27 protein-coding genes are annotated in these 26,689 nt (G+C 39.3%); 26 read left to right on the forward strand and 1 reads right to left on the reverse strand.

Annotated elements, in window-relative coordinates; translation table 11 throughout:
- Positions 1-65: 65 nt before the first annotated feature.
- From pfkA to AC3XNE_RS09865, 18 genes are all read left to right on the forward strand, one after another.
- On the forward strand, positions 66-1,028 hold the full coding sequence (pfkA, locus tag AC3XNE_RS09780) for a 6-phosphofructokinase (protein WP_489831881.1): 963 nt from the start codon (positions 66-68) through the stop codon (positions 1,026-1,028).
- 84 nt (positions 1,029-1,112) lie between these two features.
- The gene (gene pyk, locus AC3XNE_RS09785) at positions 1,113-2,873 is read left to right on the forward strand and encodes a pyruvate kinase (protein ID WP_489831882.1); all 1,761 of its coding nucleotides are present in this window, start codon (positions 1,113-1,115) and stop codon (positions 2,871-2,873) included.
- A 201-nt stretch (positions 2,874-3,074) separates the two neighbouring features.
- Positions 3,075-3,533 (forward strand): DUF441 domain-containing protein, encoded by a 459-nt coding sequence (locus AC3XNE_RS09790; RefSeq protein ID WP_489831883.1) that lies wholly within the window; start codon positions 3,075-3,077, stop codon positions 3,531-3,533.
- Positions 3,534-3,547: 14 nt separating this feature from the next.
- Complete coding sequence (locus AC3XNE_RS09795) at positions 3,548-4,408, forward strand: CvfB family protein (protein ID WP_489831884.1); 861 nt, start codon at positions 3,548-3,550, stop codon at positions 4,406-4,408.
- 22 nt (positions 4,409-4,430) lie between these two features.
- The gene (locus AC3XNE_RS09800; RefSeq protein ID WP_489831885.1) at positions 4,431-4,904 is read left to right on the forward strand and encodes a Fur family transcriptional regulator; all 474 of its coding nucleotides are present in this window, start codon (positions 4,431-4,433) and stop codon (positions 4,902-4,904) included.
- Complete coding sequence (gene xerD, locus AC3XNE_RS09805) at positions 4,888-5,784, forward strand: site-specific tyrosine recombinase XerD (RefSeq protein WP_489831886.1); 897 nt, start codon at positions 4,888-4,890, stop codon at positions 5,782-5,784. The genes AC3XNE_RS09800 and xerD overlap by 17 nt, the downstream gene beginning before the upstream one ends.
- A gap of 124 nt (positions 5,785-5,908) precedes the next feature.
- Positions 5,909-6,268, forward strand: coding sequence for a GNAT family N-acetyltransferase (locus tag AC3XNE_RS09810; protein WP_489831887.1), 360 nt, complete (start codon positions 5,909-5,911; stop codon positions 6,266-6,268).
- Positions 6,258-7,040 (forward strand): segregation and condensation protein A, encoded by a 783-nt coding sequence (locus AC3XNE_RS09815; RefSeq protein WP_489831888.1) that lies wholly within the window; start codon positions 6,258-6,260, stop codon positions 7,038-7,040. Before AC3XNE_RS09810 ends, AC3XNE_RS09815 begins: the two co-directional genes overlap by 11 nt.
- Before the next feature lie 2 nt (positions 7,041-7,042).
- Positions 7,043-7,651, forward strand: coding sequence for an SMC-Scp complex subunit ScpB (gene scpB, locus AC3XNE_RS09820; protein ID WP_489831889.1), 609 nt, complete (start codon positions 7,043-7,045; stop codon positions 7,649-7,651).
- Positions 7,644-8,375 (forward strand): pseudouridine synthase, encoded by a 732-nt coding sequence (locus tag AC3XNE_RS09825; RefSeq protein WP_489831890.1) that lies wholly within the window; start codon positions 7,644-7,646, stop codon positions 8,373-8,375. The genes scpB and AC3XNE_RS09825 overlap by 8 nt, the downstream gene beginning before the upstream one ends.
- A gap of 30 nt (positions 8,376-8,405) precedes the next feature.
- Positions 8,406-9,452 (forward strand): helix-turn-helix domain-containing protein, encoded by a 1,047-nt coding sequence (locus tag AC3XNE_RS09830; RefSeq protein ID WP_489831891.1) that lies wholly within the window; start codon positions 8,406-8,408, stop codon positions 9,450-9,452.
- Positions 9,445-10,899, forward strand: a complete 1,455-nt coding sequence (locus tag AC3XNE_RS09835; RefSeq protein ID WP_489831892.1) for a RecQ family ATP-dependent DNA helicase — start codon at positions 9,445-9,447, stop codon at positions 10,897-10,899. Before AC3XNE_RS09830 ends, AC3XNE_RS09835 begins: the two co-directional genes overlap by 8 nt.
- Before the next feature lie 159 nt (positions 10,900-11,058).
- Entirely contained in the window at positions 11,059-11,688 is a 630-nt protein-coding gene (locus AC3XNE_RS09840; RefSeq protein ID WP_489831893.1) for an SAG1386/EF1546 family surface-associated protein, read from the forward strand.
- 165 nt (positions 11,689-11,853) lie between these two features.
- Complete coding sequence (gene cmk, locus AC3XNE_RS09845; protein WP_489831894.1) at positions 11,854-12,531, forward strand: (d)CMP kinase; 678 nt, start codon at positions 11,854-11,856, stop codon at positions 12,529-12,531.
- Positions 12,532-12,603: 72 nt separating this feature from the next.
- The gene (gene rpsA, locus AC3XNE_RS09850; RefSeq protein WP_489831895.1) at positions 12,604-13,797 is read left to right on the forward strand and encodes a 30S ribosomal protein S1; all 1,194 of its coding nucleotides are present in this window, start codon (positions 12,604-12,606) and stop codon (positions 13,795-13,797) included.
- Positions 13,798-13,909: 112 nt separating this feature from the next.
- Complete coding sequence (der, locus tag AC3XNE_RS09855) at positions 13,910-15,220, forward strand: ribosome biogenesis GTPase Der (protein WP_489831896.1); 1,311 nt, start codon at positions 13,910-13,912, stop codon at positions 15,218-15,220.
- 223 nt (positions 15,221-15,443) lie between these two features.
- The gene (locus AC3XNE_RS09860; RefSeq protein ID WP_017868147.1) at positions 15,444-15,719 is read left to right on the forward strand and encodes an HU family DNA-binding protein; all 276 of its coding nucleotides are present in this window, start codon (positions 15,444-15,446) and stop codon (positions 15,717-15,719) included.
- A gap of 143 nt (positions 15,720-15,862) precedes the next feature.
- Complete coding sequence (locus AC3XNE_RS09865; protein ID WP_489831897.1) at positions 15,863-17,122, forward strand: tetratricopeptide repeat protein; 1,260 nt, start codon at positions 15,863-15,865, stop codon at positions 17,120-17,122.
- 68 nt (positions 17,123-17,190) lie between these two features.
- Here AC3XNE_RS09865 and AC3XNE_RS09870 read toward each other — a convergent pair whose 3' ends face one another.
- A complete protein-coding gene (locus AC3XNE_RS09870) occupies positions 17,191-18,018 on the reverse strand; it encodes an integrase (RefSeq protein ID WP_489831898.1) in 828 nt (275 codons plus the stop codon).
- Positions 18,019-18,222: 204 nt separating this feature from the next.
- Here AC3XNE_RS09870 and dapB point away from each other — a divergent pair, with 204 nt between their 5' ends.
- The 8 genes from dapB (at position 18,223) to AC3XNE_RS09910 (ending at position 26,646) form a co-directional block, all read left to right on the forward strand.
- Positions 18,223-18,999 (forward strand): 4-hydroxy-tetrahydrodipicolinate reductase, encoded by a 777-nt coding sequence (gene dapB, locus AC3XNE_RS09875; protein WP_489831899.1) that lies wholly within the window; start codon positions 18,223-18,225, stop codon positions 18,997-18,999.
- Positions 18,996-20,192 carry a CCA tRNA nucleotidyltransferase gene (locus AC3XNE_RS09880; RefSeq protein WP_489831900.1) on the forward strand — a complete coding sequence of 399 codons (1,197 nt, stop codon included), beginning with the start codon at positions 18,996-18,998 and terminating at the stop codon, positions 20,190-20,192. Before dapB ends, AC3XNE_RS09880 begins: the two co-directional genes overlap by 4 nt.
- A 51-nt stretch (positions 20,193-20,243) precedes the next feature.
- Complete coding sequence (gene abc-f, locus AC3XNE_RS09885) at positions 20,244-22,145, forward strand: ribosomal protection-like ABC-F family protein (RefSeq protein WP_489831901.1); 1,902 nt, start codon at positions 20,244-20,246, stop codon at positions 22,143-22,145.
- A 42-nt stretch (positions 22,146-22,187) separates the two neighbouring features.
- Positions 22,188-23,144, forward strand: coding sequence for a thymidylate synthase (locus AC3XNE_RS09890; protein WP_489831902.1), 957 nt, complete (start codon positions 22,188-22,190; stop codon positions 23,142-23,144).
- A gap of 210 nt (positions 23,145-23,354) precedes the next feature.
- Positions 23,355-24,308: a GDSL-type esterase/lipase family protein gene (locus AC3XNE_RS09895; RefSeq protein WP_489831903.1), complete on the forward strand. Its 954-nt coding sequence runs from the start codon at positions 23,355-23,357 to the stop codon at positions 24,306-24,308.
- Entirely contained in the window at positions 24,308-24,949 is a 642-nt protein-coding gene (locus AC3XNE_RS09900) for a YpmS family protein (RefSeq protein ID WP_489831904.1), read from the forward strand. The genes AC3XNE_RS09895 and AC3XNE_RS09900 overlap by 1 nt, the downstream gene beginning before the upstream one ends.
- Positions 24,949-25,176 (forward strand): YozE family protein, encoded by a 228-nt coding sequence (locus AC3XNE_RS09905; RefSeq protein ID WP_489831905.1) that lies wholly within the window; start codon positions 24,949-24,951, stop codon positions 25,174-25,176. The genes AC3XNE_RS09900 and AC3XNE_RS09905 overlap by 1 nt, the downstream gene beginning before the upstream one ends.
- A 24-nt stretch (positions 25,177-25,200) precedes the next feature.
- Positions 25,201-26,646 carry a S41 family peptidase gene (locus AC3XNE_RS09910; protein ID WP_489831906.1) on the forward strand — a complete coding sequence of 482 codons (1,446 nt, stop codon included), beginning with the start codon at positions 25,201-25,203 and terminating at the stop codon, positions 26,644-26,646.
- The last annotated feature ends 43 nt before the right edge of the window (positions 26,647-26,689 follow it).

The following is a 26,689-nucleotide window of genomic DNA, read 5'->3' on the forward strand; positions in this document are numbered from 1 at the left end:
TGAAAAGTGATATTATGAACATTGGAGAATGTAGTACATTTAGAAACTTTACTTGAGGTGAAATTATGAAGCGCATTGGCATTTTGACGAGTGGTGGAGATTCTCAAGGTATGAATGCTGCGATCCGTGCGGTTGCCCGTTCAGCTAACTCTGCTGGCTTGGAAGCATACGGCATTAATTATGGTTACAAAGGTTTGGTGGAAGGCAATATTGAACTTTTAAACCTTGACCGACTTGATGGCATTATCAAACGTGGCGGAACGATTTTGTATTCAGCCCGTTTTCCTGAATTTGCTGAAAAAGCATATCAGTTAAAAGGTATTGATCAGTTAAAAAAATTCGGGATCGATGCCTTAGTTGTTATCGGTGGTGACGGTTCTTATCACGGTGCAGAGCGATTGACGCAGCACGGATTTAATTCTATCGGTATCCCCGGGACTATCGATAATGATATTCCTGGGACTGATTTTACGATCGGTTTTGATTCCTCTGTTAACGTTGCTGTTGATTCGATCGATAAGATCAATGACACTGCAACTTCTCATCAAAGAACCTTCATTGTAGAAGTTATGGGACGTGGCGCCGGAGATATTGCACTATGGGCAGGACTTGCGACAGGTGCAGATGCGATCGTCATTCCTGAACATCATTATGATATTCAGAAGATCGCAGATAAGTTAACGAAAAATCGTGAAAATGGTAAAGACCATGGCTTAGTTGTGATCGCTGAAGGTGTGATGTCGGCCCAGAAGTTTAAGGAAGAACTTGATCAACATGGTGACTTTGATAGTCGGGCAGTCACTTTAGCTCATGTGCAGCGTGGTGGGCAACCAACAGCCAAAGATCGTGTGTTTGCAACGCAACTTGGCGACTACGCTGTTCGTTTGCTGCTCGAAGGAAAGGGCGGTTTAGCTCTAGGAGTTCGTGACAACAAACTTGTTGCGTCTGAGATCATCGATACCCTTGAAAATCACAAGCATCAAACTGATCTTTCACTGTTAGAGTTAAATGACAGAGTGAGATTTTAATCAACCATATTTAAGACACTTAATTTTTAGTTATTTTAAGTGATGTTTACAATACTTTATTTTCCAAAGGAGAGGTAACTTATAATGAAAAAGACCAAGATCGTAAGTACACTTGGACCAGCCAGTAATGATCTAGATACAATTGTTAAATTGATCGAGTCAGGTGCTAATGTATTCCGTTTTAACTTTTCTCATGGTGATCATGAAGAACAATTAGGCAGAATGAGCTTAGTTACAGAGGCTGAAAAAATCACTGGTAAGATGGTCGGCCGTTTGTTGGATACAAAGGGTGCTGAGATCCGGACTACAGCTCAAAAAGAAGGAAAGCTCTCATTTGAGACCGGCGACGAAGTACGGATCTCGATGGATGACTCTATCGAGGGAACTCGCGAAAAAATTGCCGTAACATATCCTGGTTTGTATGACGATGTTCATGAAGGCGGCCATGTTTTATTTGATGACGGCTTGATCGACATGCAGATCGAAAAAAAGGATGATGAAAATAAGGAACTAGTATGTGAAGTCCTTAATAACGGTGTTTTAGGTTCCAAAAAGGGTGTTAATGCTCCTGGCGTTTCCATCAATTTGCCTGGTATTACTGAAAAAGATTCTGATGACATTCGTTTTGGTTTGGACAATGAGATCAACTTCATTGCTGCATCTTTCGTTCGTAAACCGCAAGATGTTTTGGACATCCGTGAGTTATTAGAAGAAAAGCATATGGAGCATGTTCAGATCTTTCCTAAGATCGAATCTCAGGAAGGTATCGATAACTTTGATGAAGTTCTAAAAGTTTCAGATGGTTTGATGGTCGCTCGTGGGGACATGGGTGTTGAAATTCCTGTTGAAAATGTTCCGTTAGTACAAAAGAGTTTGATCAAGAAATGTAACGCTGCTGGCAAACCAGTCATTACTGCTACACAAATGCTTGATTCAATGCAAGAAAATCCACGTCCTACACGTGCTGAAGCTTCTGACGTTGCTAATGCTGTCTTTGATGGTACAGACGCAACAATGCTTTCCGGCGAATCGGCAAATGGTGATTATCCTGTAGAATCTGTTGCTACAATGGCACGGATCGACGTGAAGGCAGAAAATATACTGCGTCAGCATAAGAGTTTTTCGATCAATGATTTCGATAAAACTGATGTAACTGAAGCAGTTGCACGTTCCGTCGCTGAAACGGCTGATAACTTAAACATCAAGACGATCGTTGCTGCTACAAAATCGGGACATACAGCTCGTTTGATCTCGAAGTATCGTCCAGACGCAAACATTTTGGCTGTAACGTTTGATGAGCGCACGCGTCGCGGGCTATCAATTAACTGGGGGGTTGATCCTGTCTTGGCTGATACTCCTGCTTCAACTGACGAAATGTTTGCTTTAGCAACTGAAAAAGCTAAGAATGAAGGTTTCGCCAAAGAAGGTGACTTGATCTTGATCACTGCTGGTGTGCCTGTTGGTGAAAAGGGTACTACTAACGTTATGAAGATCCAGTTGATCGGTTCTAAGATCGTCGACGGCCAAGGTGTTGGTGATGAAACAGTCATTGGTAAAACAGTCGTAGCAAGATCAGCTAAGGAAGCTAATGAAAAAGCTGTTGAGGGCTGTGTTCTTGTTACAAAGAATACTGATAAAGATTATCTTCCAGCGATCGAAAAAGCATCCGCATTAGTTGTCGAAAATGGCGGCTTGACTTCACATGCTGCTGTTGTCGGTATTTCTATGGGTATCCCTGTTGTCGTAGGTGCTCATGATGCCACATCATTAGTATCAGAAGGCGAAGTTGTCACTGTTGATTCACGTCGTGGAATTGTTTACCATGGTGCTTCTAACGCACTTTAAAACTAAATAATTTTTAGCAACTAGCTTAATTTGCTAGCTGGACCCGAAACTAATTTGATTTCGGGTCTTTTTTTTAATTTTTAAAAGATGGGACTACAAAACAACTCAGTTTATTGTTTAACAAGCAAAGTTGAGTTCGCTTTTTAGAAGTTAATCCGTTACAATGTTTAAGAGAAGCTTTAAAGATAGGTGGTATAGTTCATGGAGAGTTGGTTGTTTTTGTTACTGGTTTTGGCAATTGCTTTGTTTGGAAGGAATCTTTCGTTGGTCATCGCTGCTGGGGTGGTAATGATCATCAAGGCTTTGCCTTTTGCTGCAAAATGGTTACCAACTATTCAAAGTAAGGGTATTAATTGGGGAGTCACGATCATCTCGATAGCAATTTTAGTGCCTATCGCTACTGGCGAAGTTAAATTCAGTGATCTGGTCAGCGTTTTTAAAACTCCTGCTGGTTGGATCGCAATTGCTTGCGGAGTGGCGGTTGCTGTTCTTTCACGTTATGGAGTCGATCAACTTGCTGCATCCCCGCAAGTTACCGTTGCATTAGTTTTTGGAACGATATGTGGGGTCGTTTTTTTACGCGGAGTTGCTGCCGGCCCTGTGATCGCAAGTGGTATGGCATATTGTATTATCACATTACTTGGCTTGAGTTTTAAATAAGGGAAGAATTCATTATGAAAAAAGATATTCTTGGAAAAGTAGTGACGGCTGGTGTCACTGATGAAAATGACAAATATATATATTCGCAGATCGAAGGAGAAACTTTTCGGACTGCAAAAGCAGAGTTAAAAAAATTACCTAAAATGGGCAGCAAATTAACTGGGTTTGCATATGAAAATGAAAATCATCATCTGCAATTGACTAAGAATACTCCTAAGTCTGGCATAGGCCGCTACGCATGGGGAACGGTAGTTTCTGTTCAACGTGACTTGGGTGTTTTCGTGGACATCGGTCTACCAAATAAAGACATCGTCGTGTCGCTGGATGATTTGCCAGAGCAACGTGAAATTTGGCCTAAAAAGGACGACCGACTAATGATCGGATTAAAAGTCGATAAAAAAGGACGATTATGGGGTGATTTAGCCTCAGAAACAATGTTTCAAGGGATCAGCCAGAGGGCAACTTCTTCAATGAACAATCAAAATGTGAAATGTGTTGCATACCGCTTAAAAAAAGTAGGGACGCGTGTTTTAACTGAAGACTATTGTCTGGGCTTTATCCACCCGTCTCAAAGAAGCGAGGAACCTCGCTTAGGACAAGTTTTGGATGCCCGAGTGATCGGTATCAGAGAAGACGGCTCCTTGAACCTTTCCCTTAAACCAAGAGCTTATGAAGTTATTGGTGATGATGCACAGATGATCTTAGCTGCTTTGCAACATTCATCTGGAGTCTTAAATTTTTCGGATAAAAGTGACCCAGAAGAGATCAGAGATTATTTTGGTATCAGCAAAGGCCAATTTAAACGTGCCTTGGGTCATCTGCTTAAGGCTGGTGCTGCCAGACAAGAAAACGGTAAGATATATTTGAACGATTAAGGTCGAGGAAAGGAGCATTGCCATGGATACAAATAATGAAATGGTGAAGATCCAAAATTGTATGCATAATGCAGGCTTTAAGTTGACTCCGCAACGGCAAGCAATCGTTAAAGTTTTGTTGGACCACCATCATGAGCATTTATCGGCCGAAGAAATATATATAGAACTTTTACGAGCCTCTTTCTCGTTTGGTTTGGCTACTGTTTACCGCACGTTAGATATTTTAACAGACCTAAATTTACTAACCAGGATCTCTTTTGAAGACGGTGTCGCTCGTTATGACCTTCGGACTGAGGATGCTGAACATTTTCACCATCACCTAATTTGCACTGAGTGTGGTAAAACTTTTGAAGTTCACGAGGATCTACTGGGTGATATCGAAAAACTGGTCCTCAGAAAATATCATTTTAAAGTTTCAGATCATCGGTTAACTTTCTTAGGTCTTTGTCAGGAATGCCAAGGGAAAAAGGTATTAGGGGATGAAACCTATCAATGAAATAGTCAATGATTATCTTCGCTATTTAACAGTTGAACGGGGATTATCTAATAATACGGTAGCAAGTTATCATAATGATCTGGAACAATTTGTGACGTATTTGAAGGAGCAAGGCTTTTCAGATTTTGCGGAAGTTCAACGAAGTGATATCACGGGATACTTGCACCAAGAAACTACGGCGAAAAAAGCCAATTCAACGATCATTCGTAGCGTGACAAGCTTACGTCGCTTTTATTCATATCTCGTTCATGAAAGAATGGTCGTTGAAGATCCAATGGCATTGATCGATACTCCCAAACAAGAAAAGCATTTGCCTGAAGTCCTTTCGCGTACAGAAGTAGAAACTTTATTAAAAACACCAAACGAAGGTAGTACGTTAGGTGTGCGTGACCGTGCGATCTTAGAGCTGATGTATGCAACCGGCTTGAGAGTCAGTGAAGTGATCAACTTAAAATTAACTGATCTACATTTACCAGTAGGATTGATAAAAACTATCGGTAAGGGACAAAAGGAACGAATAGTTCCGATCGGAGATACAGCAGCATATTGGATCAATGAATATTTAGAACGTGGGCGTTCGCAACTGCTTAAAGGAAAACGCAGTGATTATTTATTTTTAAATTTTCATGGCAATAAACTGACCCGCCAAGGAATTTGGAAGAACCTTAAAGCACAAGTACAAAAGGCTGGGATCACCAAAAATATCACCCCACATACTTTACGTCATTCTTTTGCGACTCATATTTTAGAAAATGGGGCAGATCTACGAATCGTGCAGGAGTTATTAGGACATTCTGATATTTCTACTACACAGATCTACACTCATTTATCCAAACGCAGACTAAGTGATATATACGATCAGACACATCCGCGTGCTTAAAGACGGGTTCACTAATTGAAAATCTATCAAGAATTTCTTATACTATTTAAATTTTCTGAAATTTGTTTTAGTTTCTTAATTGTGATAGTCTGACATATAACGTAAAAAACTGCGGGGGAATTAAATGCTTTATAAATACAAAAGTGGTTATAGAAAAATTGCAATGGGCTTACTTTCTTTTGTACCAAACCTAAAGGAAGTTTCACGTCTTTCGACGGAACTCGACTGGTACGAGGCCCAAGACGACCGTTGTTTATATTTATGGAAAAATGAAGATGGCGATTTTTGTGGCATCATTGGTGCAGAGATCAGCGATACTGTGGTGGTTGTTCGTCATGTCGCCGTTTCTCCACAGTATCGTGAAGAAGGTATCAGCTTTGCAATGTTTTCGGCGCTCGCACAACTTTATCCTGAGTATAAAATGATGGGTAGTTTCGAGGTAGCACCCTTACTTACAGAGTGGGAAAAGAATCATGGACAATAAAAATAGCGCGCACGAGATGCGATCTTTTGACAAGTTGACCTTTAAAATTGCTGATTTTGAAGGCCCTTTAGATCTTTTATTACATTTGATCAAAAAAAATGAAATGGATATTTATGATATTCCAATGACAGAAATAACTTCTCAGTACATTGACTATCTCCATCACATGAAAAAAATGGAGTTAGATATCGCTGGGGAGTATTTTGTTACGGCCGCAATGTTGTTAAACATTAAAAGTCGGATGCTTTTGCCAAGTCATCCTTATGAAGACGAAGGACTGGCAGATAATAGTGATGATCTGCAAGAAGATCCGCGAGATACTTTAGTTCAACAATTGTTGACTCATCAACTATATCAACAGGCGGCTGGCCAGCTACGAGAAAAGTATGAAGAAAGAACACAACACTATGAACGAGATACTGCTCTTGTCCCCGCTGATGCACATTTAGGTAGACTTGATGCACAGTCGGCAAATATAAAGCAGCTAGCAAGGGCCTTTAGTAAAGTCTTGTTAAGGCAAGAAAAAAGTATGCCGATCCGTAGGAGTGTTAGCAACGACAAATATTCCATCAAAGAAGAAATGGTTCGTTTAGATCAAAAAGTAAGAACAGCACATCGGCCTGTTTTTTTTAATGAGCTATTCCATTCTGAGTTTGAGATCGAATTGTATGTGACCACTTTTTTAGCTTTATTGGAATTAGTTAAAAAGGGGAAGATAAAGATGGTTCAGAATAGTAATTTTGAACAAATCAAAATGGTGAGTGGTGGTTAATAATGCTATCAAATCAAGCAAAAATTGAAAGTCTTGTTTTCGTTAGTGGTAACGAAGGGATCACAGTGGCCGAACTTGCTCAACTTTGTGGCCTGATGAAACCCGCAGTGTTCGAACAGTTAAAGAAACTCAAAGAGAAATATACGAACGATAATACTTGTAGTTTTCAACTTTATCAAACAGGAGAGCATTTTAAATTAACGACCAAAAAAGCTTTTGCTTCATTGGTCAAAAATTACTTTGAATCTCCAACAATGACCGCCTTATCGACCCAGGCTTTGGAAACATTAGCGATCATTGCGTATAAGCAGCCCATTACTCGGACTGAGATCGATGCAATACGTAGCGTGCAGTCAAGCGGTATGCTGCAAAAGTTGACTGCCTTCAATTTGGTGGAAGCACAAGGAAGGTCCCAAGCACCTGGAAGACCTATTTTGTACAGGACAACTGAAGAGTTTCTGAATTATTTTGGCCTAACTAGTCTCAAAGAACTTCCAAAAATTAAGCAAGAACAGCAAGAAACAGATTTCAATGTGGATAATTTAATGGGCTTATTTGAAAAAACTATTGCCTCTGATGATACAAAGAAAAAGGAGGAAGATAATGACTGAAAGATTACAAAAAGTAATGGCAAACGCCGGCGTTGCTTCAAGAAGGGCAAGCGAAAAACTGATCACGGATGGAAGAGTTCGTGTGAATGGTGAAACCATAACAGAATTAGGTGTAAAAGTCAGTGGCGAAGATGCGGTTGAAGTTGACGGCCATTTGATCCCACAAAGTGACCAAAAGGTGTATTTTATTTTGTATAAGCCGCGTGGTGTGATCTCTGCGGCCAAAGATAACAAAAATAGAAAGGTCGTTACAGATTACTTTGAAGATATCCCACAACGGATCTACCCAGTAGGAAGATTGGATTATGATACATCCGGCTTGGTATTGCTGACTAATGATGGCGACTTAGCTAATAAATTGATGCACCCTAAGTATCATGTCAATAAAACATACGTTGCCAAAGTTAAAGGAATACCGGAAAGTAAAGAGTTAGAACACCTCCGCCATGGTGTTCAACTAGATAAACAACATAAAAGTTCACCAGCTAAAACGAAAGTGATCTCGGTCGATAAGAAAAAAAAGACCGCAATAGTCTCGTTGACTATACATGAAGGCCGCTACCACCAAGTAAAAAAAATGCTTGAGGGCATCGGGCATACCGTTGAAAAATTAAAGCGGGAAACCTATGGTTTTTTAAATCTGGATGGCCTCACTTCCGGAGATTTTCGTGAATTGACGAAGCAAGAAGTCACGGCACTAAAAAAAATGGTCGCACAGAAATAAAAGCTTAAATTACTTATTGGAGGCACTGTCATGGTAAAGTTAAAAGCTGAAAATTGGCTGGTGTTTTTTTCAATAAAACAAGCGAGACGACCAGCCGTTGTTAGGCAGATTTTGACCAAACGTTTATCAAGCTCAGCACTTTTTTGGGGAATGCGTTATCAACTCCTAGATTATATCAATGTTTATCCCAAGTTAGATATAGTCAAATTTGACCAGCAAATCGATTCTTTATGCAAGCGTGGCTACTTGCAACGAAATGATGATGGAACTGTCATAATGACAAAAACTGGCTCGTCTAAACAAAGTTCCATAAAGAAACAACGGGCTTTACTTCGACCAGATCTATTTAATGTGTATCGGATCTCGGACTTGATGCAAATGATTCAGTTGCTTGTTCAGGTAGCTTCAGAGGCCAGTTGGAATAATTCACGTTACTACGTCGCAGTAGATAATTTTGAATGTCAAATGGTTATTAAAAAGTGGCTCAAACGTTATGGGATGGCCACTTTACAAAAAAGTCTCCCTCACGAGCTGTCAAGCTTCTTACAACACGAAGAAGCACTTGAAGCATGGATCTTTTGCGCACGCCTCACCGGTCATGATCTTGTTCCCGCTACTACTGAGCAGTTGGCTATTCGTAGTGAGTTGACCGAAGATGAGGTCGAGATCATTTTATTAGACCTATCCAGTCGTTTTTCTTTACATTTGGTCCAAGAACGATCATCATTGTCTGACATAGTCGCGCATTTTCAAGTCAAAAATTCTTTATATGATAAAAGTCGCGCTGCATTAGCGTTGGTTTTAGATGGAGCTAATATTCCAGCAATTGCTCGGCAAAAGCAATTGAAAGAAAGTACGATATGTGAACATTTATTAAATGCTGCCATCATAGAAAAGAAATTTCCCTATTCATTTTTTTTAACTAACAAGGAAGAAAAGCTACTTAGTGATTTGTTGCCAGAGGATATTGATCAGTGGCAATATGGAATGATCGGGCAGCTACAAACAAAGATCTCGTTTTTTAAATATAGATTGTTTGCAATCAAGAGGAGTCACGAGATAATTGGTCATGAATGAAAAATTATATGAATACTTAAAAAATAATTTTGGCTTTTCCAGCTTCAAACCGGGACAACAAGATGTGATCACTAACTTGCTGAATAAAAGATCCACCGTAGCCGTTCTACCTACAGGTACGGGTAAATCGCTGTGCTATCAATTTTTTGGTAGATATACTCAAAAAACCGTACTTGTTGTTTCTCCACTGTTGTCTTTAATGCAAGATCAGGTAGAACAATTACGTTTGCATGGTGAGAAAAGAGTTGTCGCCATCAATTCTAATTTAAGGTTTCAGGAAAAACAGCAAGTATTACACAACTTGGATCAGTACTCCTTTATTTATTTGGCTCCTGAGATGTTGCGTAACGAAGAGGTCATTAGGGCTTTTGATAGCATTGATCTTGGGTTGTTAGTGATCGATGAAGCACATTGTATTTCAGCTTGGGGTCCTGATTTTCGGCCAGATTATCTGCAATTGGGTAAAGTTAGGCATCAATTAGGAGATCCATTAACTTTAGCTGTTACAGCTACCGCAACGAAAATGGTCTTAAAGGATTTGTTTTCACTATTGGAGCTGCCAAATGATACACGGTTGATAAGACACTCAGTCGATCGACCTAATATTTTTTTGGCCGCTGAAAAAACTGATGATGAGCGTGGCAAAAACCAGCGACTGCTAAAATTAGTGCAAAAGACCCCTGGGCCCGGTCTGATTTATTTTTCTAGTAAAAAACAGTGCAATAAAGTCAGTAAGTTACTTGCAGATAAGACTAGTTTAAGGGTCGGTGCATATCATGCCGGGCTTTCTTTTAGTGAACGTTATGCTGTACAACAACAGTTTTTGAGCGGACGTTTGGATCTGATCTGTGCGACCTCAGCGTTTGGAATGGGGATCAATAAAAATGATATCCGTTTTGTGATCCATTACCACATGCCACAAGATCTAGAAAGTTATGTTCAAGAGATCGGCAGAGCGGGGCGGGATGGCAAGCAAAGCATTGCTATCGTTTTATTCAGTGAAAATGACCAGTTTTTGCAAAGAAGGTTGGCGTTAAGCTCACTGCCGAATTCAGAGGAGTTAGCAGTGTATCAAAAAAATCCTGCTCTCTTGCAAGAAACAAGTCAGCAAAATGAAAGTGCCGAGTTGGTGAGACGGTATCGTCAAATGGGGATCAGTTTTTTTCAAATGGAACACATCTTTGCTCAACGCCGTACCGAAAAACTGCAGGCGAACCAGCAAATGTTGTCCTATGTTACTTCGTTAAATTGTAAACGGAATTTCATTTTAAATTATTTCGACGAGCAGCAAGCAGCAAAACATGATGAGAAGTGCTGTCAACTCGGTGATGAACCGCTTGACATCGATTTGCTTTTCGGGCAGCAAAGTCCACCTAAAATAAGCCGAGAAAACAACGATCCTCAAGACTATCAGACGATCCTGAAAAAACTATTTAAGAATTATTAGCGAAAATTCTTTCCGGTTCTTTTTCTATCTGTGTGGCATTAAATAGTTTAAGGCTTTCTTATTTTCTGATTTAACAGTATTTTTAATGGCCCATTTCTTTTTAAAAAAAAATAACTATGGTAAAATATTTATGAGTTAGTTTAAGGGGGGTGTGATCTTATGGATAAGAAGAATGACCAACATACAAAAAAACCTTGGGAGAGTACTTTTGAAGACGAAAAGGATAGCAGTGGAAATTACTCACGGTCAGTGACGCGGCGTAACAATAAAAGCAACACTGTTTTGACCAGTTCTTTATTGGTTATTTTTCTGATCATCATTATTGGGACTATCGCACTTTATTTCATTTCACAAAGGACTTCATCTAATAAAACTTTAAATAGTGATGATCAGGTTGAAGTAATTTCTTCTTCAAAGAAAAAGACAAAAACTGCAAAAAAGAAATCTAGTAAAAAAGCAGTAGCTAAAAAGAGCTCTAAGACTTTAGCAAATTCAAGCAGTGTGAAAAGTTCATCCAAGCAAAGTGCTCCGGCTTCTTCGTCTTCCAAAAAAGAAGCTGCTGCATCGAGTACATCAAAACTTGCAAAACAAGAGTCTTCTAATTCGGGTTCTCAGAGTTCTTCTGCTTCTTCATCTGAAGGAGGTTCATATGTGACCGTGGGGGCTGGCCAAGGCCTTTACCGTGTAGCAGCAAATAATGGTCTCTCAGTGGATGAATTGGTACAACTTAATCCGGGATTAACTCCTGGTTCAACTATCAATCCTGGACAAAGGATCCGGATCAAGTAAGTTATGCAAGTGAGAGGTCGTTCTCATTGAACTGACCTCTATTTATTTGGCTTGTTCTTCACTTTTAGAAGATAGCAGATTTTAATAATATAATAACTAATTATCAATAAGAAACAATGTTCTTTGGCCTGTACATAATTAGTGTAAAAAGCATGGAGGAAAATGATGTCAACGAAAATGCAAATTGCGATCGATGGCCCCGCATCAGCAGGGAAAAGTACCGTTGCTAAGCTTGTTGCAAAAAAATTAGATTATGTCTATTGTGATACTGGCGCAATGTATCGTGCTGTGACTTATGCAGCTCTCAAAGCGGGAGTGCCATTGGATAATGACGCTGCTTTAAAAAAAATGTTAACGCAGTTTAAACTAGAGTTTGTTCCAGCTGATCCAGAACAGTTGGTATTGGTAAACGGAGAGGATATAACTAAGCAGATCCGCTTACCGGAAATAACAAATCAGGTTTCTTTAGTTTCGGCACAGCCAAGTGTCCGCCAAGAAATGACAAAACGCCAACAAGAGATTGCTGCAGCTGGCGCGATCGTGATGGATGGCAGAGATATCGGAACAACTGTTCTACCCCAGGCAGAAGTAAAGATCTTTTTAGTAGCGAGTGTTCATGAACGAGCAGTCCGTCGTTATAAGGAAAACATTTCTAAAGGAATAAAAACTTCGATGGAAACTCTAGAAGGTGAAATACAAGCGCGTGATCACAAGGACTCACACCGTGAAATATCTCCGTTAACACAGGCTGGTGACGCTATCCTATTAGACACGACTTCATTAAATATTACACAAGTTGTAGAAAAAATACTTAAATTTATCTCTGAGAAAGAAAAAATGTAAAATTAACTGGAAATTTTAAGCAAAATCAGTTAAGATGTACCCTAGAGTTAGTCGTTAAGGAGGACTTAGTCCATGAGTGAATCAGAAAACAAGGATTTATTAGAAGCTTTAAACAGTGTTAAACCTGTTAAGATCGGTGATGTCGTTAAAGGCGAAGTTTTAGCTTTAGACGATTCAAAACAAGTAATTGTCGGTATCGAAGGTACAGGTGTTGAAGGCGTCGTACCTGCCCGCGAATTGAGCATCAAAGCAGACGAGATCGAAGATAACGTCAAGGTGGGCGATAACCTTGATTTAGTTGTAATTTCGAAGATCGGCTCTGATAAAGAAGGCGGCAGTTTCTTGTTGTCCCAACGTAGACTTGAAGCACGTAAGGTTTGGGATGAAATTGAACAAAAATTTGAAGCTGGTGAAAATATCACAGCTCCTGTGACGCAAGTTGTTAAAGGTGGCTTGGTTGTTGATGCAGGTGTTCGTGGCTTTATCCCCGCATCTATGGTATCTGATCACTTTGTGGAAGATTTAAGTCAATTCAAGGGACAAGAACTTGAACTTAAGATCGTTGAAATTGAACCCAGTGAAAACCGCTTGATCCTTTCTCATAAAGAGATCGCACGTGCACAACGTGAAGAAAAACGCCAAGAGATCATGAGCCAATTAGCTGCTGGAGATGTTGTTGAAGGTAAAGTTGCTCGTTTAACAAACTTCGGCGCTTTTGTCGACTTGGGCGGTGTTGACGGTTTGGTTCACGTTTCAGAAATTTCTTATGAACGTGTTGGCAAGCCATCTGACGTGCTTAAAGTTGGTCAAGACGTTAAAGTCAAAGTTCTTTCTGTTGACCCAGAAAGAGATCGGATCTCGTTGTCGATCAAGCAAACATTACCACAACCTTGGGATAATATTAATGAAAAGGTTGCTGAAGGTGACGTTGTTGAAGGCACAGTTAAGCGTTTGACGAGTTTCGGGGCATTTGTTGAAGTCTTCCCTGGTGTTGAAGGTTTGGTTCATATTTCACAAATCTCACACAAGCATATCGCTACACCAAACGAAGTTTTGACATCCGGTGAAACTGTTAAAGCTAAGGTTTTGAGTGTTGATGGTGAGAATCATCGTTTGGCACTGTCAATTAAGGCTTTACAAGACAAGCCAGCTGCTGAGCCAAAAGCCGAGAAACAACATTCACAAAAGAACGATTCCAACGATTTTCCTGATGAAGAAACAGGCTTTACATTAGGAGATATTATTGGTGACGATTTAAACAAATAAATTGATCTAAATCGATGATTGAAACCAGTCCATGTATTTGTTCTTGGACTGGTTTTTTAGTTGTTAGTTTTGTTAAACTAGAGAAAATAATTTATGAAAGAGGTGGATGGTAATGGCTAATCCTGTAGTTGCTTTCGTTGGCCGGCCTAATGTTGGTAAGTCAACTATCTTTAATCGCATAGCCGGAGAACGTATTTCAATAGTCGAGGATACGCCTGGTGTCACAAGAGACCGAATATACGCGCATAGTGAATGGCTCGGTCAGAATTTCGACATTATTGATACCGGTGGGATCGAAATTAGCAATGAACCATTGATAACGCAAATTACTGAACAAGCAAAAATTGCGATCGATGAAGCTGACGTGATCGTTGCGATCGTTAGCGTTCAAGAGGGTGTTACTGATGCAGATGAAGAAGTTGCTCAGATCCTCTATCACTCAAATAAACCAGTAATTTTAGCGGTAAACAAGGTCGATAACCCAGAGACAAGGGCTCAGATCTATGACTTTTATTCATTAGGCCTAGGAGATCCACTTCCTGTTTCTGGTACTCATGGTATCGGTACTGGTGATTTATTAGATAAGATTTGTGCATCGTTTCCAAGTGATACTAAAAATGATGAGGATGCGACCGTAAAATTTAGTTTTATTGGACGCCCAAATGTTGGTAAGTCATCATTGGTCAACTCTATTTTGGGCGAGAATCGCGTTATCGTATCCGGTATTGGTGGGACGACGCGAGATGCTATTGATACTAAATTTTCAACTGAAAACGGAACAGAGTTTACCATGATCGATACGGCCGGGATCCGCAAAAGAGGTAAAGTATATGAAAACACCGAAAAGTATTCAGTTTTACGAGCTATGCGGGCTATCGATAGAAGCGATGTAGTCTGCGTGGTCTTAAATGCCGAAGAAGGTATCCGTGAACAGGACAAACATGTCGCAGGATATGCGCACGAAGCAGGGCGCGGTGTGATCATTGTTGTCAACAAATGGGACACTCTTAAAAAGAGTAACCACTCTATGCAACAGTTTGAAGCAGCTGTCAGAGCAGAATTTCAGTATCTGAGTTATGCACCGATAGTTTTCGTTTCCGCTAAGACCCACCAGCGTTTGAGCACCTTACCACAGTTAGTTCAACGGGTCTATAACAATCATAAACAAAGGATCTCGTCTTCTGTTTTAAATGATGTTTTGATGGATGCGATGGCACACAACCCTACTCCAACAGATAATGGAAAACGACTGCGAGTTTATTATGGGACTCAGGTTGCTATTCAACCACCGACTTTCGTTCTTTTCGTTAATGACCCAGATTTGATGCATTTTTCGTATGAACGTTTCTTAGAAAACCAAATACGTAATGCATTTGATTTTACAGGTACACCTTTGCGAATGATCGAAAGACGGAGAAAGTAACGAAGTAAGGCTTTTCATTAGAATGTTTTAATATAAGGCCTTTTTTGCCAAAAAAAATACAAATTAAAAGTAAAAACCTTGTTATATTAGGCTTTATGTGCTATCTTATTACTTGAGCAATGATTTTGTTAGTCATTGTTTCATGTTTTTGGTGAATAACCAATTACTTAGAATAGATATAAAAATATTTTATATCTGAGATCTAGTTCAGGAGGTGAAACACATGGCAAACAAAGCACAATTGATCGAAACTGTTGCAGAAAAAACAGGTTTGACAAAAAAGGACGCAACTGTTGCAGTTGATGCTGTTTTCGGTTCAATTCAAGATTTCTTGAAGGATGGCGAAAAAGTTCAACTTATCGGTTTTGGTAACTTCGAAGTGCGTGAACGTGCTGCTCGTAAGGGCCGTAACCCACAAACAGGCGCAGAAATTCAAATTCCTGCAAGCAAAGTCCCTGCATTTAAGCCAGGCAAAGCTCTGAAGGATGTTGTTAAATAAGAACAACTGCGTTGAACGGATCAGGTAAGATTTTCTTATCCTGGTCCTTTTTAATTATAGTTGGCAATTTTAACTGAGTCTAACCTCCCTTTAATAAAAAACAAGGTGTTAATGATCAGATATATCAAAAAAGGAGCAGTGAAATGAGTTATTCGGAAGAAACACTGACTAATTTAGAACTAGGCCAGCTAGAGGAAGCTAAAAAAAAGTTTGCTTGGGCACTGCGCAAAGATAATGATGACACACTGTTCAGTTTAGCAGAGGAATTATATTCCCTTGGCTTTAGTTCTATGTCTAAAAGAACGTATAAGCTTCTTTTAGAACGTTATCCGCAAGAAGATGAATTAAGGACCGCTTTGGCTGACATTGCTATTAGTGAGGGCCAAGATGATCAAGCACTGAATTATCTAAGTGAGATCGCAGAAACATCGCCAGCATATCTGGAGTCCTTGTTAGTAGAAGCAGACCTGTATCAAACCCAGGGGCTTTTTGAAGTTAGCGAACAAAAATTATTGACTGCTTCACGAATAGCTCCGGATGAAGAGGTCATACAATTTGCTTTAGGTGAATTATACTTTAGTATTAAAGAATATCGTAAAGCAGTGAACTACTATCTGAGTTTGATCAAACAAGGCATCCAGTCTTATTCTAAAGTCAATATCGTTTCAAGGCTCGGCGTTTGTTACGCTGAGATCGGTAAATTTGAACAAGCTTTAGGTTATTTAGAACAAATTCATGAAGAAGACCTTGATGCTGACACACGTTTTCAATTAGCGGTCACTCAATATCAATTGAAACACGAAGAGGACGCCTTGCGTAACTTTAACAAGCTAGAAGAAAGTAACCCTGATTATGCAACTATTTATCCTTATATCGCCAAAATATATGAGAATAAAGGACAACTGGAAAACGCTTTAATTACTTTACAAAATGGATTAAGTATTGACCAATATAATATATCGCTCTATCGAAATGCCAGTCGGGTCGCACAAAAATTAGGCCAAGATCAAGATGCAGAAAAATATTTACGAACTGCTCTGAAACAAGATCCTGATAACTTAACGCTTGTGATCGACTTAAGTAATTTGTTAGTTCATTTAAAACGGCATCAAGAAAATTTAGACCTGATCCAATCCTATCAAAAGCAAGACCAGACTGATGCCAGATTGTTGTGGAACCAAGGACGCTCTTTTGCTGCGTTAGATAATTATACCGATGCTATCAATGATTATGAGGCTGCTTATAATGAGCTAGGTACTGCGCCAGATTTTCTTTCAGACGCAGCCCTATTTTTCCGCAATGTCGGCCGCAGACAACAAGCCATCAATTGTGCCAGGGCATATTTAGCAATTTATCCAAATGACCCGGATATGAACGATTTCTGGGATGAAATGCAAGACTAATAAAACTAGGGAAATCGAAAAAACCAGCTTGTCGATCATCTGTGGTCATGAGCTGGTTTTCTTAGTTATTATAGGCCTTGTCGAGACATAGTGCGGTAATAATTCAATGAAGTCCGGTCTAAACGTAAGATCCCACATAATTGACCATCAGTCATTTCTTGGTGTTCGTTGAGATAGCTGATGAGGGCCGCTTGTCGTAAACGTTGGGGAGCTAATGGCAATGAACAGTGCGGTTGATCCTTTTTAAGAACTTTATGCAGACCAGCCAAAGATAAACGAGGTGAAGACAAGTCGAGTCTTGTTTTTAAAAATAGATCAGAACAGTTTTGCAGTTGTTGTCTGGGAGCTTCTTCTTTTTGAAAAACAATGATAAAATCACTTTCATAACTATTCCACTCTTCACGCTCTAAAACTTGATAAAATCCTGCAGTTACTACTTCTGAGATAGTATAAAAATGTGCCAACAAGAGTAAGACCATTTTTGTGTAATTTGAAAGAGGAGAAGTGTTTAAGTAGAACGGTAAATCGTTTTGCCAACCATAAATATCTGCAAGTTCTTTTGTTGGACGTTTTAACCCTTGGAGAGTCACGGTTGGTAAAGCAGTTGATAGTTTGTTCTTGAATAAAAATTTGAAATAGGTGTTCAGGTGAGTCAAGACCTTATTGTAAGTAGTATTCTTGATATTTCTTTTAGTTTGTAACATGATCATGTATTCGCTAACATCTGATTCCTCTAAAAGCGACAAGTCAGCGAAGAGACGGTAGCTATCGTTGAAGTTGCGTAAATATATAAAGAGGTCGTTTACGTCATGACAAACATCATGTTTCGTTGCTGGAGCAACAAGTTTATCATTTTGCAGATAACGACTAAAACGTTTTTCGTATGGAAAGGCCATTATTATCCTCCTGTTAGAGTTAAAGTAATCAGTTACTTTAACTCTAACAAAAACATCTACCATAAACAACACCTAAGTTCCCAAGTCTCCCAAATCCTCCTAATATTAGCACTCATAAAAACTGGCGTATTTTAACGTAGACTATGAAATTAACTATAACTTTGCTAAAATAATAGCAAGACTTTATAAAGGGATGTGGTGTCAGTGATCAAGATCTTAGTTGCTGGGTATAAAGGTAAAATGGGTCAGCAAACAGTATCATTGATTTTAGAACATGAAGGTTTTGAATTAGTCGGTGTGTATGATCCACATACGTCGGACAGTTTGTTAGACAAGGGTGAAAGCCAGATCCCTGCGTACTCCAAACTTTCAGCGATCCCAAATGAATGCGCGGATGTTTGGATAGATTTTACTTCGCCGCAAGCAGTTTATGAAAATGTCAGAGCTGCTTTAGCCAAAAAGATCCATCCTTTGATCGGAACTACAGGGCTATCTGATGAACAAATTACGGAGCTACAGGGGATTGCCCAAGAAATATCTGTTTCAGGCTTAATAGTGCCTAATTTTGGCATTTCAGCGGTCTTACTGATGCAATTCGCTCAACAAGCAGCTAAATATCTGCCAGATGTCGAGATCATAGAAATGCACCATGACCAAAAGGCTGACGCTCCATCAGGCACAGCGATCAATACTGCCAAAAGAATCGCTGAGGTCCGTAAATCACATCACCAAGGCAACCCGAACGAAAAGGAAACTATTAGGGGTGTTCGTGGCGGTGAGTACGATGGTATCAGATTACATGCCGTCCGCTTACCTGGGTACGTTGCTCATGAGCAGGTGTTATTTGGCGGGCCCGGAGAAGCTTTAACGATCAGGCAAGATTCGTTTGACCGCGCTTCTTTCATGACTGGTGTTGCACTTGCAATTGAGAAGATCGATACAGTATCAGGATTGAGAGTAGGTTTAGAAAACATTTTATGAAAGTAGCAAGTTTACCACAAAATTTCATTGAGGCGCGTCCTATCCTTGAACAGCTTCAAGAACATGGTTTCGAGGCATATTTTGTTGGGGGCAGTGTCCGCGATACACTTTTAGGCGTAGATATCAATGACGTTGATATAGCAACTAACGCCTACCCAGCCGAAGTCAAAAGTATTTTTAAACGTACTGTCGATACGGGTATCAAGCATGGTACAGTGATGGTTTTAGACCATGGACGTGGTTATGAGGTAACGACCTTTCGAACTGAGAGCGGCTACCAAGACTTTAGACGTCCCGACCGCGTTACTTTTGTTCGTTCATTAAAAGAAGACCTAAAACGAAGAGACTTAACTATCAATGCACTCGCAATGGATCCTGCGGGTAATGTCATAGACCTTTTTGGTGGATTGAATGATTTAAAAATGAAAACTATTAGGGCGGTCGGTCAACCGGCAGCACGGTTCCATGAAGATGCTTTGCGAATGATGAGAGCGGTTCGTTTCGTAAGCCAATTGGGCTTTACTTTGGATGAACAGACCCGTCAAGCTATCACAGACAATGCCCCTTTGTTATCAAAAATAGCTGTTGAACGGATCCACGTGGAATGGGTCAAGTTAATGAGAGGTCGTGAACCACAAAGAGGATTAACAGAATTTGTTAAAACTGGGATGTTTCAATTCTGTTTATCTTTTAAAGAACACAAAGAAGCTCTGTTAAAAATTTCTCACCTTAACGGCCTAAACTTGCGCTCTGAAACAGCCGTCTGGGTCTTGATCGGACACTTCTTTGGGTTAAAACCCAAACAAACTGGGGAAATGTTGCGAGAATGGAAAAGTTCGAATGAAATGATAGCTGATGTAATAAAAGCTCAAAACGCGTTACATTATTTCCCAGAGTTGCCTACACAGGTCCTTTACAAGACAGGACTGCCATTATTGTTAATCGCAAATCAAGTGGCAAAGTATGAACAGTGCTCGCTTCCACAACAAAAATTAACAAACTTGTATGTTTCTTTACCGATCAAGAGTAGAAAAGAACTTCGATTAACAGGTACCGACTTGATCAAAAACTTAGGTGCCAAGCCTGGTCCTAAAATCGGACAGACTATTAATTCAGTTGAGCAGCTTGTTTTAAGCGGCAAATTGCCAAACGACAAAAAGGCTTTATTGCAATATGCAAAAACTAACTTATAGGCTACTTTAGCTGTATTATTTTGATGAAATTTGCATGAAAGAGTGAAAATTTTGCAAACATTACAAGTAGAACATTTAACAAAAACATATGGAGAAAAGACCTTATTTGAGGATTTAAATTTTATTATCAACGAGCATGATCGCATTGGCTTGATCGGCACAAATGGTTCAGGTAAAACAACTTTGCTTAATGCAATTAGCGGAAGTGATCCGGCTGACTCAGGACAATTGCTACATGCTAATGATTATGAGATCGGTTATCTTCGTCAAGACCCTGAGTTAGCTACTGACAAAACTGTGATGGGAGCTATTTTTGAAGGAAGTGCGCCTGTTTTTAAGGTCATTCGTACGTACGAGGAAGCTTTAAGAGAACTTGAACAACATCCAGAGCAAAAAGACGCTGTAACTCGTTACTCAAAAGCAGAAGAACGTATGAATGAAGCAGATGCCTGGAATGCTGAAAACGATGTTAAAACTATTTTGACACAACTGCATCTAACTGAACTTGATCAAAAGGTCGCAGATCTATCTGGTGGTCAACGGAAGAGAGTTGGTTTAGCACAGATCTTGATCCAAAACCCAGACCTTTTAATTTTAGACGAACCTACTAACCATCTAGACTTTGATTCTATTGATTGGTTAGAAGAATATCTTAAAAGTTACCAGGGTGCCCTATTGATCGTCACTCATGATCGTTATTTCCTTGATCATGTCGCTAACCAGATCTATGAATTATCTTTTGGTAAACTTTATATTTATCAAGGTAACTATGAAGATTCTGTTCGCTTAAAAGCTGAGAGACAAGAAAAAGCTTTGCAACAAGAACACAAAGACCAGCAGCAATACAAAAAAGAATTAGCCTGGATGAAAACAGGTGCCAAAGCCCGTTCGACCAAGCAGCAAGCGCGGATCGAGCGTTTTGAAAAATTGTCTGATAAGGTCAGTGATAAAGTTCAAGTCGACCAAAACATCGACATCAACTTAGGTCAACAGCGTTTGGGTAAAAAAGTATTAGAGTTAAAAGACGCTTCACTCAAACTAGGTGAACATCAAATAATCGATCATTTTAACGCACTGATCAATGCAGGTGACCGGATCGGTATTACTGGTAAAAATGGTGCAGGAAAAACAAGTTTTTTGAATGTTCTTGCTGGTCAGCTCCAACTTGATTCTGGGGAACTGATCGTTGGTGAAACTGTGAAAGCCGCTTACTATCGGCAACAAACTGAACCGATCCCCGAAGACAAACGTGTTATTAGTTACCTCGATGAAGTCGCTCAAAACGTGGTCAATAGTAAAGGTGAGCGAATCAGCACAACACAACTATTGGAACAATTTCTTTTCCCTCGTTTTATGCATGGAACATTGATCAGAAAATTATCTGGCGGAGAAAAAAGACGGCTATATTTGTTAAAATTATTGATGACCCAGCCCAATGTTTTATTTTTAGATGAACCTACTAACGATTTAGATGTAGGAACGTTGTCTGTTCTCGAAAATTATCTAGAAACGTTTGCCGGCACAGTCATTACAGTTTCCCACGACCGTTATTTTTTGGATAAGGTGACAGACCAGCTGTTGATTTTCGATGGTGCTGCTAAGATCGAACGGTATACAGGACGATTCACAGACTACTTGAAACAGCAAAAGCAAGAAAATAAAGCACCTGCTAAAAAGGACAAGCCTGCTTCTAAAAAAGACGCTGACAGTAATGATAATGGAAAAAAAGTGAAAACGAAATTGACTTATGCTGAGCAGATCGAGTTCGATAATTTAGAAAAAGAGATCGATCAAGTTGAGCAAAAGATAGATGAAGTCAAGAAACAAATGGCGCAGATCAGTGGGCAAGACTATTTACAATTAGGAGATTTACAGCAACAGTTGAATAATTTAGAAAATGAGTCTGAAGAAAAAATGGCTCGCTGGGAACAATTAGGACAATACGTTGAATGAGTTTGATACAAAACTAATGAAAAAATATTTTGGAGGAACGAAATGGCTAAGCTAGAAGAACCATATTTACAGTTGATCAGGGATATTTTGGAGCATGGCCACTATAAAGGCGACCGTACCGGCACAGGAACCAAGAGCTTATTTGGTTATCAAATGCGTTTTGATCTTAGCCAAGGATTTCCGTTATTAACTACGAAAAAAGTTCCCTTTGGTTTGATCAAAAGTGAATTGCTGTGGTTTTTAAAGGGTGACACTAACATTCGATTTTTGTTAAAGCATAAAAATCATATCTGGGATGAGTGGGCGTTTGAAAATTGGGTCAAAAGTCCAGAATATGAAGGCCCTGACATGACCAATTTTGGTTTACGTTCACAACAAGATGCTAAATTTAATGAGCAATATCAACAGCAAAAACAACTTTTCTGTCACAGGATCATCGATGATGATAATTTTGCAGCAAAATATGGCGATCTCGGTGATGTTTACGGGGCACAGTGGCGTCGCTGGCAAACACGTTCGAATGATACGATCGATCAGATCAAGGACGTGATCGAAACTATCAAAAATAACCCAAATTCGCGCAGGATGATCGTAACTGCTTGGAATCCCGAAGACGTGCCCACAGCAGCCTTACCTCCATGTCACACACTTTTTCAATTTTATGTGGTTGACGGTAAGTTAAGTTGCCAATTATATCAAAGAAGCGGTGATGTCTTTTTAGGTGTCCCCTTTAATATTGCCAGCTACGCCTTGTTGACGAACTTGATCGCGCGAGAAACTGGCTTAGAAGTTGGTGAGTTTGTTCATACTTTAGGTGACGCGCATATTTACGTTAACCATTTTGAGCAGGTCAAAGAACAACTTCAACGTACACCTAAAGATGCCCCACAAATCTGGTTAAATCCGGAAAAAGTACACATCGAAGATCTCACAATGGCTGATATCAAAGTCACGGACTATGAACCTTGGCCAGCTATCAAGGCTCCGGTTGCGGTTTAAAACATAAGTCGAATTGTCAATAAACACTATTTCACTGCGTTCATTTGACCCGGTGAAAAGTGTTTTTTGTTTTCGTGCATCACTGTAAATTGTAGTTAGAAAAAATAAGTTAATTTTAAATTCGAGAAAATCATGTGCAGGTAATATAAAAACTAGCATTAACATGCTATGATTAACGCATGTGAATATATTTGGATAAGGGTGGGATAAATGAAAAAAATAACTGAGGTCGGCAAATTATTATTATCTTTGTTGGTTCTGAGTTGTATTTTCTTTGCGCTTTTTTATTTTCTGGCTCACCCACATCATGATCAAACATCACAGCCAGAACGAACGTCACAAAAAGAAGCCAAGACAAAAAACAACAAGAAAACAAAACTAAATAATTTAACGGTCGTTGGACTAGGTGATTCTTTAACTTACGGAGTCGGTGACAGTCAAAGTCGTGGCGGCTATGTGCATTTGATCAAACAAAAACTACTTAAAAATGATGCCAAAAAAGTGAATGACTTTAATTTTGGTAAAACTGGAGACACTACTGTTCAAATCAAAAAAAGGCTTGATACTCGACCTCAGATCAAAAAACAGTTAAAGAAAGCTGATGTGATCACGGTCACTGCCGGAGGTAATGATTTAATGCACGTCTTGCAAAACAATTTTCAGACCATTTCCTCAAATCGTTTTAATGACAGTATGCAAAGAGCTAAAGATGACTATCAGCTGAATATAACAGCTTTGTTAAAAGATATTCGTAATACTAATAATGAGGCTCCTATCTTCTTATTCTCAGTTTATGAGCCGTTTTATGTCTATTTTCCTACTATTGACGCCCTACAAACATATACAAAACAGTGGAACAAAATAGCTTCGAATCAACTGCAACAATTGAAATCCACATATTTTGTTGATGTAAACCAGCAGCTTTCTGAAGGACAGTATTTTGGCAAATCTAAAAAGGGATTAGAAAATTCTACTAATTCCGATTTAAGCCAGGCAGATGATAAAAACCTAGAAAAACTGTTATCTGATCCTAAAGAAAAAAATGAATTACTGTCTTCCGCTGATCACTTCCATCCAAATGACAAGGGGTATCGGTTAATGACCAAAAAGCTATATGAAACTATGCTTAAACACAAAGGAACTTGGTTTAAGGAGACACAATAATGAAAAAAAATAGAAGAGAAAGTCAACGTAGAGTAGTTAATAAAAAAAGAGACCCGTGGAAAATTGCTTTTACTGTATTATTGGCGTTTGTGATCGCATTTATTGCGTTTGTGATGGTCGAAGTATATACACCAAGTACGGATGTCCAACAGAAAAATCAAGTCCAGCCTCCAGCAGATCAGATGACTTCGATCGATGTTAAAATGAATAAAAAGCAGCTAAGTAGTGTGCTTAATTATTATTTGAATCACCAACAAAAAAATAGTAATAATATCAAATACAAATTTGTCCTAAATCGTTCGGCGATTTTGATCGGAACGACCAAAGTCTTAGGTGAAAGAGTCTCATTCACCTTATATGCTATGCCAACACTTAACAAAAACGGAAATATTTCGTTAAAAATAAAGTCAGTTGCAATTGGTTCATTAAATGCACCTAAAAAATTTATTTTGACTTATGTCAAAAATCATTTTAAAACCGGGCAGGCAGTACAGATCTCACCGAAAAAGTCCGAGATCATTTTGAATTTGAATCGTGTTAAAACAAAGCAGGGGATCCGTGCAAAAGGACAACATTTAGACCTTAAAAATGATGACATTCGCTTTAAAATACTGATCCCACTTGGAGAGGAGGAGAAATAATGCGTAATGAAATGACATTTTATCAGTTTTTGATGACTCAAAGAGATCCTGATGATCATAGTGAAGTTGTTCAGTTTGCTAATAACGCTTTTTTTGACCAATCTTTCCCAAAACAGCAGACGGATTACGAAAAATTATCCCAATATTTGGAAATGAATGGTAATTATTTACCATCAATGACTATTTTTGATGAGGCTTGGCAACAGTACTTAGATAAAATACAGTAGAATATACGAAAGAAGGAATGATTTTTGAATGAAAAAAATAAGCAATTCAAAAATTCCCCAAAGAAAAAGAGATCCTTTAGCCTAACAACGCTGATCGTTACCGCACTGATCGCACTACTGATCGGTGGCGGAGGAACATTTGCTTTGATGAATTCTCGCTTACAAGCCGCCGAACAAACTAGCGCTTCAATGGGCAAGATCAATGCTGTTTACAAAGCTCTAGATAAATATTTTTACAAAGGAGTCAGCAAGAAAAAACTTGAGACCGGCGCAATAAATGGAATGGTCAACGTTTTAGGCGACCAATTTTCAGAATACATGACTAAGTCCGAAACAGACTCATTGAATGATACTATTTCTTCGAGTTTTACTGGGATCGGTGCGGAAGTTCGCAAAACAGGCGAACAGATCCAAATTGTTTCACCGATCACTGGGACGCCTGCCCAAAAAGGCGGTTTAAAAGCGAAAGACATTATTTTAAAAATAGATGGCAAGTCATTAAAGGGTTATTCTCTTAATAAAGCAGTTTCTTTGATCAGGGGTAAAAAAGGAACCTCTGTCAAGCTGCAGATCAAGCGTGGCAGTTCTGTTTTTGAAAAATCATTCAAACGAGATAAAATACCAGTTAAGACTGTGAACGGGAAGTTAGATACGAAGGATAAAAAAGTTGGCTATATTCAAGTGACAACTTTCTCAGATAATACAGCCAAAGAGATGAAGCAAACTGTCAAGCAGCTTAGAAAAAAGGGTGCACGTTCATTTGTGATCGACATGCGTGATAATCCTGGTGGTTTGATGGATCAGGCACTTAAATTGTCATCTATGTTCTTAAAAAACGGGCAAACGATCATGCAAGTTAAACAACGCGATGGCAAACCCGAAGTCTATAAAGCTGGTAAAAAATACGACAATGGTTTCAAGATCCGAGAAAAAACGGTAGTTATGATCAATGGCGGTTCAGCAAGTGCAGCTGAGATCTTTGCCGCTGCCTTACACCAATCTGCCGGCGATAAACTGGTCGGAACTAAGTCATTTGGTAAAGGTACTGTTCAAAATGTGATGCCTTTCAAAGATAAAACGGAACTTAAACTAACGATCGCCAAGTGGTTGACGCCTAATGGTTCTTGGATCCATGAAAAAGGTCTGCAACCGACGATCGAGGCTGACTATCCTAAAGTGGCGTACCAAGCATTGATCAGCACGAATAAAAACTATAAAGAAAATGATGTTTCCAAAGAAGTTAAACGGCTCCAACTGTTTTTGCAAGCCTTAGGTTACGATCCTGGTCGAAAAGACGGCTATTATAGTGCAAAAACAAAAGACGCGGTCCAAAAATACCAAAAAGACCATCATCTTGATACAAATGGTGTGGCGGATAAAAAGACGGTCAATAGCATTCAAGAAGCTATCGCACGATTGATCATGGATTCAGATCATGCCTATGATGCTGCTATCAAGGCAGCTCGTTGATTTCCCAAAAGCAGGCATCGTTCCCAACTAAAGGGGGCGATGC

Source organism: Ligilactobacillus sp. JN-6 (Y).1 (genome assembly GCF_058111525.1).

What these genes read in the sequence shown, in the direction of transcription:
- pfkA (WP_489831881.1), top strand. Translation starts at nt 66, where the DNA reads ATGAAGCGCATTGGCATTTTGACGAGTGGTGGAGATTCTCAAGGTATG.
- AC3XNE_RS09790 (WP_489831883.1), top strand. Translation starts at nt 3,075, where the DNA reads ATGGAGAGTTGGTTGTTTTTGTTACTGGTTTTGGCAATTGCTTTGTTT.
- AC3XNE_RS09825 (WP_489831890.1), top strand. Translation starts at nt 7,644, where the DNA reads ATGACTGAAAGATTACAAAAAGTAATGGCAAACGCCGGCGTTGCTTCA.
- scpB (WP_489831889.1), top strand. Translation starts at nt 7,043, where the DNA reads ATGCTATCAAATCAAGCAAAAATTGAAAGTCTTGTTTTCGTTAGTGGT.
- AC3XNE_RS09895 (WP_489831903.1), top strand. Translation starts at nt 23,355, where the DNA reads ATGAAAAAAATAACTGAGGTCGGCAAATTATTATTATCTTTGTTGGTT.
- AC3XNE_RS09900 (WP_489831904.1), top strand. Translation starts at nt 24,308, where the DNA reads ATGAAAAAAAATAGAAGAGAAAGTCAACGTAGAGTAGTTAATAAAAAA.
- AC3XNE_RS09810 (WP_489831887.1), top strand. Translation starts at nt 5,909, where the DNA reads ATGCTTTATAAATACAAAAGTGGTTATAGAAAAATTGCAATGGGCTTA.
- AC3XNE_RS09890 (WP_489831902.1), top strand. Translation starts at nt 22,188, where the DNA reads ATGGCTAAGCTAGAAGAACCATATTTACAGTTGATCAGGGATATTTTG.
- AC3XNE_RS09835 (WP_489831892.1), top strand. Translation starts at nt 9,445, where the DNA reads ATGAATGAAAAATTATATGAATACTTAAAAAATAATTTTGGCTTTTCC.
- AC3XNE_RS09865 (WP_489831897.1), top strand. Translation starts at nt 15,863, where the DNA reads ATGAGTTATTCGGAAGAAACACTGACTAATTTAGAACTAGGCCAGCTA.
- AC3XNE_RS09905 (WP_489831905.1), top strand. Translation starts at nt 24,949, where the DNA reads ATGCGTAATGAAATGACATTTTATCAGTTTTTGATGACTCAAAGAGAT.
- AC3XNE_RS09815 (WP_489831888.1), top strand. Translation starts at nt 6,258, where the DNA reads ATGGACAATAAAAATAGCGCGCACGAGATGCGATCTTTTGACAAGTTG.
- rpsA (WP_489831895.1), top strand. Translation starts at nt 12,604, where the DNA reads ATGAGTGAATCAGAAAACAAGGATTTATTAGAAGCTTTAAACAGTGTT.
- der (WP_489831896.1), top strand. Translation starts at nt 13,910, where the DNA reads ATGGCTAATCCTGTAGTTGCTTTCGTTGGCCGGCCTAATGTTGGTAAG.
- AC3XNE_RS09830 (WP_489831891.1), top strand. Translation starts at nt 8,406, where the DNA reads ATGGTAAAGTTAAAAGCTGAAAATTGGCTGGTGTTTTTTTCAATAAAA.
- cmk (WP_489831894.1), top strand. Translation starts at nt 11,854, where the DNA reads ATGTCAACGAAAATGCAAATTGCGATCGATGGCCCCGCATCAGCAGGG.
- AC3XNE_RS09840 (WP_489831893.1), top strand. Translation starts at nt 11,059, where the DNA reads ATGGATAAGAAGAATGACCAACATACAAAAAAACCTTGGGAGAGTACT.
- AC3XNE_RS09870 (WP_489831898.1), bottom strand. Translation starts at nt 18,018, where the DNA reads ATGGCCTTTCCATACGAAAAACGTTTTAGTCGTTATCTGCAAAATGAT.
- xerD (WP_489831886.1), top strand. Translation starts at nt 4,888, where the DNA reads ATGAAACCTATCAATGAAATAGTCAATGATTATCTTCGCTATTTAACA.
- AC3XNE_RS09795 (WP_489831884.1), top strand. Translation starts at nt 3,548, where the DNA reads ATGAAAAAAGATATTCTTGGAAAAGTAGTGACGGCTGGTGTCACTGAT.
- AC3XNE_RS09880 (WP_489831900.1), top strand. Translation starts at nt 18,996, where the DNA reads ATGAAAGTAGCAAGTTTACCACAAAATTTCATTGAGGCGCGTCCTATC.
- AC3XNE_RS09860 (WP_017868147.1), top strand. Translation starts at nt 15,444, where the DNA reads ATGGCAAACAAAGCACAATTGATCGAAACTGTTGCAGAAAAAACAGGT.
- AC3XNE_RS09800 (WP_489831885.1), top strand. Translation starts at nt 4,431, where the DNA reads ATGGATACAAATAATGAAATGGTGAAGATCCAAAATTGTATGCATAAT.
- pyk (WP_489831882.1), top strand. Translation starts at nt 1,113, where the DNA reads ATGAAAAAGACCAAGATCGTAAGTACACTTGGACCAGCCAGTAATGAT.